Below are 12,168 nucleotides of genomic sequence, written 5' to 3' on the forward strand. Positions count from 1 at the left end.
CTCCTTTTTATTCTATTGCAGCAGCCTCTGCTGTTTCATCGCCCCAGATAGTGTTATAAACCATATCTGCAAGGGTTGCTCTAGTTACAATCCCTGCTAATTTATTATTATCTGTCACCACTGGTACGTAGCTGCTGCCGCGACGAAGCATGCGGTGCATCGTATCCCGGAGCAGACTGTTTTTATCCACGGCATATTTTGCTGTATCCATTGCTTCATAGACATGATTTTTCTTTTTATAATTGGAGTCAACCATTTCAATGTCAATGTAGCCTTTTAAAACTCCAGATCCATCAACTACTAACAAAGAGTCGACACGATTAGCATGCATTTTTTGAATAGCTTCTTTTAAGCTGCTTTCTTGTTCAATCGTAATCGGGTTTGGATTCATAATTTGTTCAACACGTGTTACTTCCGGGCGGCTTTCTAATAACCGGTCTTTTCCGATAAAGTCTTCTACAAACTCGTTGGCCGGATTGCGAAGAATATCATCTGGTGTGCCGACTTGAACGATTTCCCCTTGGTTCATAATCACGATCTTATCAGCAAGTTTTATCGCTTCATCCATATCATGGGTAACAAAAATAATCGTTTTATCCATTTCTTTTTGAAGTTTTTTAAACTCCTCTTGTAAACTGTCACGGGTGATTGGATCGAGCGCCCCAAAAGGTTCGTCCATTAAAATCAATGGGGGATTCGTAGCTAACGCTCTAAGTACCCCGATACGCTGCTGTTGTCCTCCGCTTAGCTCATGAGGATAACGATTTAAATAATCCTCTGGCAGGTCAACCAGAGAAATAAGTTCTTTTGCCCGTTCTTTCTGTTTCTCCTTATTCCATTTTAAAAGCGATCCCACAAGAGAGATGTTTTCTCCCACAGTCATATGGGGCATGAGACCAATTTGCTGAATAACGTATCCAATGGATCGCCGTAATTGGACAGCATCCTGCTTGAGGACATTCACGCCGTCTACAAGAATTTCTCCACTGGAAGGTTCAATTAATCGGTTGACCATCTTCATCGTGGTTGTTTTTCCACAGCCGCTTGGTCCGATAAAAACAACGAATTCTCCTCGTTCCACTTTTAGATTCAGCTTATGAACGGAAGGAGTATCATTCCCTTCGAATTTTTTAGTTACTTCTTTAAATTCAAGCACTACAAGCACCTCCATTGCTTATTCCGTAAAACTAAAATTTAGACTTACTCAGTATAATAAACAGACAGGTAAAAATGAAAATCCGAAAAAAGCGATTTAAACCGTAAAATCTGTGCAATTTAAACTTTACAAAGTATACAGGACAATTTATCTTAGAATTGCTTGCTTTTACGCTCATTTACTATCAAACTTGATTTTTCCAATTTTATTTAATCCGTGTTACAGTGACACATATACAAGTTAAAGGGGAGCTTGACGATGGAATCATTTTCAAATAATCAATTGCTTCAAGAAATCAAATCCTGCGAAGAACTGCTCACAGATCGAATCGCAGATAACATGGAAACGTTCGGCGTATCCTCGACAGTCGGCCGGCTGCTTGGCATTATCTATATGAATCGCGAGGCAATGACATTAGATTCACTGGCTGAAGAAACTGGAATGAGTAAAACAAGAATGAGTCAGGTCATGCGACAGATGATCTCATTTAATATCGCTGAGAAAGAATACGTGAAAGGCAGCCGCAAAGATCATTACAATGTGGAACGCGATTATGCACAAACATTTATATCCTTATTTACAAGTAACTGGTCAGAGGTTGTAAAACGTAATACGAGTTTAGAACGCCGTCTCAGAGAACAAATTCGTCATTTAGAAACTTTTTTGACAGAGGATTCCTCAGAAGAAGTAAAAGTTCGAATGGAGAGATTACAGCAGGAGCTGGATGAATGGAATGCCTATTATAATTGGATAAATAATCTTGTTGCGTTTTTTGAAAGTGGCGAGATTTTTAATCATGTTCCTATTGTCACCCCGAACAAAAAGGAGGAAGCACAAAATGAAGAATAAACGAATCATTACTGCGGCACTGACTGGTGCAGGTGATACAACAGAGAAAAGCAGACATGTTCCAATTACACCAAAAGAAATTGCGGAATCTGCTATTGAATCAGCAAAAGCAGGTGCTGCGATTGCGCATATCCATGTTCGTGACCCAAAGACTGGTAAACTGAGTCACGATGTGGAGCTTTTTAGAGAAACAGTGGAACGAATCCGTGAATCCGATACAGATGTGATTATTAATATTACTGCCGGCGGGGGAGGCGACTTTGTTCCAAATCTAGAAAATCCAACTTGTGGAGGAGAAGGAACTGATATTCAGACACCAAAAGAGCGTCATGAACCAGTCGGAAAATTGCTTCCGGAACTCACCACATTGGATTGCGGCAGTTTAAACTTTGGCAATCAGGTTTATTTAGGACCGGAAGACTGGCTTCGGGAGCACGCAAAGCTGATTAAAGAAAGCGGCGTAAAACCCGAAATGGAAGTATTTGATACAGGACATATCCGTCTTGCTAACCAACTAATTTCTGAAGGGTTAGTGGAAGGAACACCAATGTATCAGTTTTGTCTTGGTATTCCATGGGGCGCTGATGCGGATGCAGAAACAATCGAATACATGAAAAGAAGAGTGGTCGATGGAGCACATTGGTCAGCCTTTGGTATTGGCCGTATGCAGCTGCCGATTGTGGCACAGGCTGCTTTACTCGGCGGGAATGTCCGGGTCGGTTTAGAAGATAACTTATATTTAGAAAAAGGTGTACTTGGTACAAACGAACAGCTGGTTGATCAAGCTGTCAGCATTTTAAACAGTGTAAAGCTGGAGCCGATGACGGCTGCAGAGGCAAGAGAACATTTAAATCTTAAAAAATTTAATTCCTAAGAGGTGAAATATGGCGCAAAAAACAATGGCAGTTTTAGGAACCGGCGTGATTGGCAATGGCTGGATTGCGCGCTTTTTAGCAAATGGTCATAAGGTCAATGCTTTTGATCCGGCTCCTGATGCAAAAGAAAAAACAGAAAAAATGATAGATGCTATTTGGGCAACATTAGAAGAATACGGGATAAACAACGAAGCTGCAAAAGAGAATCTGACCTTCTACAACGAGCTGGAGGAAGCTGTAAAAGAAGCCGATTTGATACAGGAAAATGTTCCAGAGCAGGAAGCCTTGAAAAAAAAGGTATTAGCCCAGGTGGATGCTGCTGCTAAACCGACAGCGATTATCGCTTCAAGTACTTCTGGATACATGCCTTCTGTCCTGCAGGAAGATTGTGTGCATCATCCAGAACGGATCATTGTTGCCCATCCATTTAATCCCGTTTACTTAATTCCATTGGTGGAAATCGCAGGAGGAAAGCAGACAGAGCGCAGTTATATGGAAAAGGCAGAGGAGCTTTATGAAAGCATGCATATGAAGCCGCTAGTGATGAAAGGTGAAATTGACGGCCACATTGGCGACCGGCTTATGGAAGCAATTTGGCGTGAAGGGCTTCATATCGTCAATGATGGCGTAGCGACTACGGAAGAAGTAGATAAAGCGATTGTCTACGGCCCTGGTCTTCGCTGGGCACTGATGGGACCATTTCTAACGCTTCATTTAGCAGGCGGTAAGGACGGGATGCGGCACATGCTTGAACAATTCGGCCCTGCATTGAAGCTGCCTTGGACCCGTTTAGTGGCACCTGAACTGACGGAAGAATTAAGCGAAAAAGTGATTTCAGGGACTGCTGAACAGAGCGGAGAGATTTCTATCGATGACCTTGAACACCGCCGCGACCGTTTCTTGATTAAATTAATGGGACTTTTAGAGGAAGAAGGCTTCTGGCCGGCAGAAAGGTTGCTCCCTTATGACAGAAAGTAAGCAAATATGGAAGGGTAACGTGTTACCTGAGTGGGTAGATTATAATGGACATCTGAACGATGCATACTACGCATTGATTTTCAGTTATAGCCTCGATGCTTTCATAGATGCTATCGGCCTGGATGAAGAAGGTCGAAAAGCAAATGCTTATACCATTTTTACGCTGGAAGCACATATTAAATATGTAAAAGAAGCGCATGACAATGAGGAGCTTCATACGAAAGTTACTGTGTTGAACCGGGATGTAAAGCGCGTGCATCTTTGGTTTGAAATGAAAAACAAAGAAAATGATACTGTGGCAACCAGTGAACAGATGGTGATGGGGATAGATCAGTCATCTGGACGTCCTGCGCCGTTTCCGGAATCTGTTGATGTACGGATTAATCAATTTCCAAGACTGCCAAAAGAAAATTGGCCAGCAGGAGCAAACACACTCATGGGTATTCGTGAGAAAAAGTGAAATGTATATTGGCAGCTGAAAACAGAATTACCGTATCGTAAACTGTAATGATGCTCCCTTTATAGTGGATAGAGAAGCTAATAAAGGGAGCATTTGTTATGTTAGAAGGCAGAACAAACACTTAAAAACCAACCTAATTGCTGAAATGTATTATAATGTTTGAAAAAAAGGAAGACATGCTAACATCATCAGGAAATATATGTTATACTGCCAATTGTAAAAAGAAATTGAATAAAATCTACGAACGAAGTAGAAGAGGTTCTAGCTAACACCCTCTATAAAAAACTAAGGATACCCATACCGCGCCTTAGGTATGGTTTTTTACATTTTTCGGGTGTTTAGAATTCTCTTTTTCAAATTGGAAAGGGGATTTTTTTTATGGAAAAAAATAAACGTGCAGTCGTGGTTTTCAGCGGTGGTCAGGATAGCACCACCTGTTTATTTTGGGCATTAGAAAAGTTTGAGCATGTAGAGTTAGTCACCTTCGACTACAATCAGCGTCATAGCTTAGAAATTGAAGTGGCAAAAGAAATCGCTGAAGATCAAGGGTTAAGACATCATATTTTAGACATGTCTTTACTGAATCAATTAGCGCCCAATGCGCTCACCAGGGAGGACATTGAAGTAGAAAATGCAGAGGACGGCGGCATACCCAATACGTTTGTCCCGGGAAGAAATTTACTGTTCCTTTCTTTTGCAACCATTCTAGCCAAACAAATTGATGCCAAGCATATTATTACAGGGGTTTGTGAAACAGATTTCAGCGGGTATCCGGATTGCCGAGATATCTTTACCAAGTCATTAAATGTCACCTTAAATCTATCTATGGATGAAGACTTTGTGATTCATACGCCATTAATGTGGCTGGATAAGGCAGAAACATGGGAATTAGCGGATGAACTGCAAGCCTTTGATTATGTCAGAGAGCGGACGTTGACCTGCTATAACGGGGTTAGAGGAGCAGGATGCGGAGAATGTCCTGCATGTCAATTACGCCAGCGTGGGTTAGACCAATATCTAGCGGGAAGACAGGAGATGAATCAGTAATGTTCGGGTTTCGTATTGTCGAAGAGCTGCAAAAGCTGGATAAAGATATTCATAGAGAAGAATTGGCCTATCACCAAAAACGCGTGATGGTAAGCAAGGAGTTTTCCTTTGATGCAGCGCATCATCTCCATTGTTATGAGGGAAAGTGTAAGAATCTGCATGGTCATACGTATCAGGTTGTATTCGGTATCAGCGGTTTTGTAGATGAGGTAGGATTAGTAATTGATTTTGGTGATATAAAAGAGATTTGGAAGAACAAGATTGAAACATTTTTAGATCACCGTTATTTAAATGAAACATTGCCAAAAATGAACACAACTGCTGAAAATATGGTCGTCTGGATTTTCGAACAAATGGAAGCAGCAATCCAGGAACTCCCTAACCAATGCCGGGTGGAGTTTGTTCGATTATTTGAAACACCGACAAGCTATGCGGAAGCAAGACGGGAGTGGATGAATCATGCGTGAAATTCCGGTCTTAGAAATATTCGGCCCTACAATTCAAGGAGAAGGAATGGTAGTAGGGAGGAAAACCATGTTCGTCCGGACAGCTGGATGCGATTACCGATGTGCCTGGTGCGATTCCGCATTTACATGGGACGGAAGCGCTAAAGAAGATATTGTTCAGATGACGAGTGAAGAAATTTGGCAGCGGCTGAAAGAAATAGGCGGAAATCATTTTGACCATGTGACGATTTCAGGCGGGAATCCAGCTTTGTTATCTGCTATTGATAATTTAATTGATTTGCTCCAGGAAAAGGATATTGAGGTTGCGTTGGAAACACAGGGAAGCCGCTACCAGGATTGGTTTGTAAAAATTGATGATCTGACCATTTCTCCTAAACCGCCAAGCTCTAAGATGAAAACAAACTGGGAGAATATGGATGATATTATCCATCAATTGGAAGCCAATGACAGATTAGCGCATACCAGCTTAAAGGTAGTAATTTTTGATAAAGAGGACCTTCGTTATGCGGAAAAAGTACATCAGCGCTATCCGAAACTGGCTTTTTTCCTGCAGGTAGGAAATGATGATTTAGAGGAAATCGAACCGCAGCAATTATCCCGGCATTTATTAAATAAATATGAATGGCTAATTGATCAGGTTGTGGCATCAAGTGTGCTGAACCGTGTCCGCGTCCTTCCGCAGGTACATGCATTAGTCTGGGGAAATAAGCGGGGAGTATAGTAAGAAAGAGTAAAAGGCTATTATCCTATTAAAAAGGCAGTAAGAGCTATCGCCTTTTTGATAGGGTAATCGTTTCTTTCATTTTCTGGCTTTTCTCCAAATGGATAGGAATCTAAATCAATAAAATAATCCCGCCGATTAATGGCACAGCAACCATTGCAATTTTTAATATTATTGGATTCAGCCGAGTGGTGAACTTCGCGCCGATATAAGATCCTATAATTGTTCCGATAACTACTTCTGCAAATAATTTTAAATCGAGAAAACCGACAGAATAATAACCGATACCGCCTACCAGTGCGATAGGTATAATAACAAGCATCGTGGTGCCTGCAGATAGCTGAATCGATAAACCGAAGAACACAAGCAACCCGATTTGGATAAACGGCGTTGAGCCAATCCCGAATGCACCTGATAGTAAGCCGGTAATGATGCCGATTCCAGCAGCTGTCATCCAAAACCTGCTTCTGGAGGATTGATTTTTCTCAGCAAATTTTTGTGTGGCCAACTTGCCAAACCCTGCTGTTACACGAATCCACAGCAATATGGCTGATAAAATGAGCATTCCGGCAGTAAAAAATTTTAATTCACTTTCCGGGATAAAGCTTGCCAGCCTGGAACCAAAAAAAGCTCCAACTGCGCCAAATAGCCCAGTTGCCAGCCCGATTTTTACCATGGTATTTCTTTCCCGCAGGTGGCTGAGTGTGCCTGATAACGATGTGAATACCATTGCTGCCAGAGAAGTTCCAAGTGCTGTGTGGATAGGAATACCAAAGACTTCACTCAACATAGCAATAATAAAACCGGAACCGCCAGCTCCGACAAAGCCAAGTAATAATCCAATCACCAGCATTGTACATAAAACAATCAAAACAAAAATCCCTTTCTTTTTCTTTACTACATAAGTCATTATAGCATAGCGGGCGAGAAATTTTGGAGAAAAGGAGCTTGAGATATAGGCTGGAAGGCTATTCAAGCTGACGTGTAAAAAATGAAAGCGATATGAAAGCATAGATAATTAAGCTTTTATATCGCTTTTCCAACAGTTACAACAAACCAACCCATTGCCAATAAGTAGCACTAAACAGGATGATAAGCAAATACCCAATCACAGTAAGCGGCACACCGGATTTGATAAATTGTTTTAAAGTAAACGTTCCTGTGCCGTATGCCAGCATATTTTGCGGAGCACTGACCGGCAATAGGAAGCCAAAACTGATTACAAATTGCATAATTAGGACAAGACCTGGACCATTAAAGGCTGCCGGCTCCATTGATCCGACCAAAGCGATGACGATTGGGATAAAAGCAGATGCGAGACTGGTGGCGCTGGCAAAACCTAAGTGAATCAAAATATTGAATAGCGCGAGCACGGCGATCATCGCAACCAGAGGCAGGGAAGACACCCCGAGTATTTCAAAGGAATTAGAAGAAAGCCAGGTCGCTCCCTCTGTTGCTAACAGAACAATACCTAATGAAATTCCTGTTGCAAATACAATCAATGTGCCCCAAGGTACTTTTCTTTGCACTTCTTTCCAGGAAAAGATACCGATAACAGGTGTCAGCATGACAGCAACAGCAACAATGGTAACCGTAGTAGAATCTAAAGGATGCAAAATGCCTTCAGTTGACCAGAATAATAATAGCAATCCGGCAATAATGATTAAACGCCATTCTTTTCCGCTGATTTTCCCGAGCTCCTTCAGCTGGTTCGTTATGCTTATTCCTTCTTTTATTTCCGACATATTTGGTTTAATCAGGTTAATCATAACAATATAAAGTACGATAGACATGATAAATGCCCAAGGAGCAGCATAGAGAAACCACTCTCCCCATGTCACATCTATACCAAACGCAGATTCCATAAATCCCAAAGCAACCATGTTCTGCGCGGCTGCTGTTTTTATTCCGACGTTCCATATGGAAATAGATTGTACGGCGGTAATCATTAATAATGCTGCAAGCTTACTTTGCTTTGCCAATCCAAATGCAGCTACAATTCCTAATAGAATAGGGACAAGCGTACCTGCACGCGCGGTAGCACTTGGTACAAACAATGCAAGCACAAAGCTGACTATAATGGTTCCAATCACAAGTGCGCCAGGCTTTGTTCCAACCTTTGACATAATATACAATGCGATGCGTTTATGAAGTCCTGTAATTTCCATAGCAGTAGCCAAAACAAGTGCCCCTCCAACAAGCAGTACAGCGGAAGAACTGAATCCTTCTACGGCCATGCTTAACCCCTGACTGGTTCCATATATCGTACCAGGATCTTCGACAGTAGGGGAGATACCGATAAGAACAGCCAGCAGACTGACTATCATCACCGCACTGACAGGATAAGAAACCGCTTCCGTAACCCATAAAACAACCGCAAATGCTAAGACAGCAAGCGCTCGCTGTCCAACTAGAGGCAATGAATCAGGATTAGGCAGAATTAAAATAATAATAAGAACTAAAAAAGCTGCAATAAGTGCAATAGCATCTTTCTTTTTCATGAAAATCCCTCCCTTTAGTTACTTTAATTGTAATATAAAAACTCATATTTGTGATTGTTTTCACATGTTACAATTAAATGAATTTGTGTATTCATTCACAATTCATTCAAAAAATACATTTGATTTTTTATAAACAGGGGCTTAATAGAGCTGGATTTTAAGTAACTGTTATCCAATCATATAATCGAAAGCTGATTGACGAATAGTATACATTATATTAATATATTCAATATACAAATATAGGATACAGAAGAAGGTGACAAAGTGGAGAGAAATTTATTTGTACCAGCTTTACCGAAAACAGAGCTAGATGCAATCCATTCCTTAGGCGTTTATATTTTTACAAATATTCAGCTGACGGATTACGATTTAAACAGTTCCTCCGTACAGAATAAATGGATAAAGGATTTTTCGAATAGCTTATCGGAAGCCGCTAAAAAGGATTTGAAATTATTAAGAACTGTTTTTGCGCATGGAGTGATTTTAAGAGATTTCTATATTCAAAAGACCGCTGATTTAACCATGGATTGGGATGCATTTATTGACTGGTGGGAACAGCTTGATGAGTCTGCCATGCAGGAACTTCTTATTTATGGAATTAGAGAGACAATGGGCTATTACTACAAATACCTGCCTCGTATGCCGGTTGTGGAAGAGGTAATGCAAGAAGTTCACTTGGAGGAAAAACGATTACATGATCCTGATAATCGTAAGAAAGCTGTGAAAGCAGTATTACTCAGCTGGTCTGTTCCTATGGAAGAGGCGGGCAAAATCGCAGAGGTTTATGATAGTCTATCTTTTATTAAAGAACGTATTATCAGAATGATAAGGGCTTTTGGGGATACCGGGTTGAGAAAGGAGTGGGAAAATAAGCAGGAGCTGCTGAAAAAATGGGTTAGGCAGCACGAACCTTTGCTGAGAAAAAACTATCGTACAAATGGAGAAGCAATTTTTGAAATAACAGGTTTATATCCGGATACTACTGGGTTGGAAAACATAAATAGAGCGGAACGTTTAACATTCATTCCTGTTTGTAATATGGAAAGACTGCTTTCTTTCATTCAACTCGATAAACATGTCTATCTGATGTTTGATCCGCAAACAGAAACGGATGGAAGTAAAGAAAAGCTGGCAGATTATTATACTGCTTTTGAGGGATTGGGTGATAGGACGAGACTGGAAATCATTGACTTATTAGCTGAGAATAAAGAGATGTTCGCCCAACAGGTTATCCAGCGGCTGAATCTGAAGCAAAGCACGGTTTCCCGTCATTTAAATCAGCTGCAGCAGTCTAATCTTGTTACAGTGCGTCAGGAAGGAAATACAAAGTATTTTTCACTAAACAGAGATGAACTGAAAAAAGTAGCGGAAGGCCTCCATTCATTTTCCAACTTGTAAAAAAGAGGAGAATAAAGGTGACAGAATTTCAAATCGAAAAGTTGAATACAATTATTGTCCCAGTAAAGGATTTAGACAGATCCATTGCCTTTTATAAGAACGCATTACATTTAGAACAAGGTTTTACAGACCAAAGTATGGCCTTCTTTTCTGCAGGAGCTTCAGAGCATAAAACAACGATATTATTGCATATTATTGATGATCCCGAACCGGTAGAAAAGGGAATGGTCATAGAATTTCTGGTCAAAGATGTCAGCTCAGCTGTTTCATCGCTAAGAAATAGAAAAATCGAAATTGTACAAGATCCGATTGAGCGTCCCTGGGGTGTGAAGGAAGCGGTTATTGCTGATCCGGATGGATATCGAATTTGGATAGTAGAAACCATATATCGGGGTTAAAGAAGGGAGGAAACAAAATGGATATAGTTATTGAAACAGCAGCCACAGAGCATGTCAAATCCATTGCTGCTATTTGCTCCTTTGGCTGGAAACAAACTGTAGAAGGTAAGTTAAGTGAGAAGTACCGAAACAAGCATGCAGAGGAATGGTATAACCACGAACGAGTAAAGGCGGATATAGAACAAGGCTCTTATACCCATGTTGCTATCGTTGATTCAAAGGTGACAGGCGTTATTGGCGGTGCAATAACGGAGAGCAGGGTCAGCCAAGTTTTTGTATTGTATGTAGATGAAAAATATCGATACAGAGGAATAGGAAGACAATTATTAAATATACTTACAGAAGAACATAGGAAAGCAGGAGCTACAGAGCAATGGGTGTCAGTACAGGATGGAAATCAAAGAGGGATTCCTTTCTATGAAGCAAGAGGGTTTCGGCAGCAGGAAAAGAAAAGCGGCGTGACAGGTACAGGCGAACCGTTTGTTACTCTGCAGTATTCGAGAAGCTTGTAATTTTAACTCGGTATTAGCTTAAATTAATTTTTTGAAAATACCGTCTGTTTATTATGGTAAAATAAACATCACCTTGGATTATAAAGGTTATCATAAGGAATTTAGTTAGAGGAGGCGTTCAAATGACGAACAATAATAAAGAGAATGGAATAAGTAAAAAAGGGAGAACGCCTAACCAGACCGTTACATCGTGTTTTCCTAAATTGGAAGGGGACTTAAAGTGAATCAGGTATTATTAGTTATTGATGCACAACAGGAATTAATCGATGGAAATCATGAAAGAAACGCAGTTTTTCAGAAGTCACAGCTCATCGCTAATATTAATCTAGTAATTGAAAAAGCGGGAAAAGCTGCTGTACCGATTATATTTATTAGGGATATAGATGTCAGTGAAGGAAAAGGAAGCGGATTTGAAATTCACAGAGAGATCCATATGCCTGCAGAATCAAAAACCTTTGATAAATCTGCTACCAATGCTTTTTATGGAACAGGTCTTCTGGAATATTTAAAATCACATCAAGTAAAGCATATTGTCGTGATGGGCTGTGAAACGCAGCATTGCGTAGACAGCGCTGTGAGAACAGCAACCATTCATGGTTTTGATGTCACGTTAGTTGGAGATGGCCATTCTAATCTGGGGAATGCTTTGCTGACTTCAGAACAAATTGTAAAGCACCATAACGATACACTTCATGGACATTATAATGTAGATCATTTTTCCATTGTAAGAAACGCAGAGGAAGATTTATTTCACCCTGTGCATGATTCGTATAGATAATAGGATATAAAAAGCGGCCTACACCTGT

14 protein-coding genes and 1 riboswitch are annotated in these 12,168 nt (G+C 40.6%); of the genes, 11 read left to right on the plus strand and 3 right to left on the minus strand.

From position 1 onward, the window contains the following. Positions 1 to 7: 7 nt before the first annotated feature. Positions 8 to 1,156: a betaine/proline/choline family ABC transporter ATP-binding protein gene (locus MKX55_RS11115; protein WP_339238182.1), complete on the minus strand. Its 1,149-nt coding sequence runs from the start codon at positions 1,154 to 1,156 to the stop codon at positions 8 to 10. Positions 1,157 to 1,414: 258 nt separating this feature from the next. Here MKX55_RS11115 and MKX55_RS11120 point away from each other — a divergent pair, with 258 nt between their 5' ends. The 7 genes from MKX55_RS11120 to queE all read left to right on the plus strand — a co-directional run bounded on the left by MKX55_RS11120 (position 1,415) and on the right by queE (position 6,553). Continuing rightward, positions 1,415 to 2,005, plus strand: a complete 591-nt coding sequence (locus MKX55_RS11120) for a GbsR/MarR family transcriptional regulator (protein ID WP_339238183.1) — start codon at positions 1,415 to 1,417, stop codon at positions 2,003 to 2,005. Next, positions 1,995 to 2,879 carry a 3-keto-5-aminohexanoate cleavage protein gene (locus tag MKX55_RS11125; RefSeq protein WP_339238185.1) on the plus strand — a complete coding sequence of 295 codons (885 nt, stop codon included), beginning with the start codon at positions 1,995 to 1,997 and terminating at the stop codon, positions 2,877 to 2,879. The genes MKX55_RS11120 and MKX55_RS11125 overlap by 11 nt, the downstream gene beginning before the upstream one ends. Before the next feature lie 10 nt (positions 2,880 to 2,889). After that, on the plus strand, positions 2,890 to 3,858 hold the full coding sequence (locus MKX55_RS11130) for a 3-hydroxyacyl-CoA dehydrogenase NAD-binding domain-containing protein (RefSeq protein WP_339238187.1): 969 nt from the start codon (positions 2,890 to 2,892) through the stop codon (positions 3,856 to 3,858). Further along, entirely contained in the window at positions 3,845 to 4,318 is a 474-nt protein-coding gene (locus MKX55_RS11135; protein WP_339184953.1) for a thioesterase family protein, read from the plus strand. The genes MKX55_RS11130 and MKX55_RS11135 overlap by 14 nt, the downstream gene beginning before the upstream one ends. 249 nt (positions 4,319 to 4,567) lie before the next feature. Next, positions 4,568 to 4,613: riboswitch (PreQ1 riboswitch) on the plus strand. An 83-nt stretch (positions 4,614 to 4,696) separates the two neighbouring features. Next, positions 4,697 to 5,365 carry a 7-cyano-7-deazaguanine synthase QueC gene (queC, locus tag MKX55_RS11140; protein ID WP_339184955.1) on the plus strand — a complete coding sequence of 223 codons (669 nt, stop codon included), beginning with the start codon at positions 4,697 to 4,699 and terminating at the stop codon, positions 5,363 to 5,365. Further along, complete coding sequence (queD, locus tag MKX55_RS11145; protein WP_339238188.1) at positions 5,365 to 5,832, plus strand: 6-carboxytetrahydropterin synthase QueD; 468 nt, start codon at positions 5,365 to 5,367, stop codon at positions 5,830 to 5,832. Before queC ends, queD begins: the two co-directional genes overlap by 1 nt. Continuing rightward, on the plus strand, positions 5,825 to 6,553 hold the full coding sequence (gene queE / locus MKX55_RS11150; protein ID WP_339184959.1) for a 7-carboxy-7-deazaguanine synthase QueE: 729 nt from the start codon (positions 5,825 to 5,827) through the stop codon (positions 6,551 to 6,553). Before queD ends, queE begins: the two co-directional genes overlap by 8 nt. Before the next feature lie 112 nt (positions 6,554 to 6,665). Here the strand turns inward: queE and MKX55_RS11155 are convergent, their stop codons facing one another. Both MKX55_RS11155 and MKX55_RS11160 read right to left on the minus strand, forming a co-directional pair. Next, entirely contained in the window at positions 6,666 to 7,424 is a 759-nt protein-coding gene (locus tag MKX55_RS11155) for a sulfite exporter TauE/SafE family protein (RefSeq protein WP_339184961.1), read from the minus strand. Positions 7,425 to 7,599: 175 nt separating this feature from the next. Next, on the minus strand, positions 7,600 to 9,054 hold the full coding sequence (locus tag MKX55_RS11160) for a DASS family sodium-coupled anion symporter (protein WP_339238189.1): 1,455 nt from the start codon (positions 9,052 to 9,054) through the stop codon (positions 7,600 to 7,602). Positions 9,055 to 9,318: 264 nt separating this feature from the next. Between MKX55_RS11160 and MKX55_RS11165 the strand changes: the two genes are divergently transcribed. The 4 genes from MKX55_RS11165 (at position 9,319) to MKX55_RS11180 (ending at position 12,140) form a co-directional block, all read left to right on the plus strand. Next, complete coding sequence (locus MKX55_RS11165; protein WP_339238190.1) at positions 9,319 to 10,452, plus strand: metalloregulator ArsR/SmtB family transcription factor; 1,134 nt, start codon at positions 9,319 to 9,321, stop codon at positions 10,450 to 10,452. Between the two features lie 17 nt (positions 10,453 to 10,469). After that, on the plus strand, positions 10,470 to 10,850 hold the full coding sequence (locus MKX55_RS11170; protein WP_339184966.1) for a VOC family protein: 381 nt from the start codon (positions 10,470 to 10,472) through the stop codon (positions 10,848 to 10,850). 17 nt (positions 10,851 to 10,867) lie between these two features. Then, positions 10,868 to 11,362, plus strand: coding sequence for a GNAT family N-acetyltransferase (locus MKX55_RS11175; RefSeq protein WP_339238192.1), 495 nt, complete (start codon positions 10,868 to 10,870; stop codon positions 11,360 to 11,362). Between the two features lie 220 nt (positions 11,363 to 11,582). Further along, complete coding sequence (locus MKX55_RS11180) at positions 11,583 to 12,140, plus strand: isochorismatase family protein (protein WP_339238193.1); 558 nt, start codon at positions 11,583 to 11,585, stop codon at positions 12,138 to 12,140. Positions 12,141 to 12,168 lie beyond the last annotated feature (28 nt).

Origin of the sequence: Oceanobacillus sp. FSL W7-1281, assembly GCF_037969835.1 — a bacterium.
GTDB lineage: Bacteria > Bacillota > Bacilli > Bacillales > Amphibacillaceae > Oceanobacillus > Oceanobacillus oncorhynchi.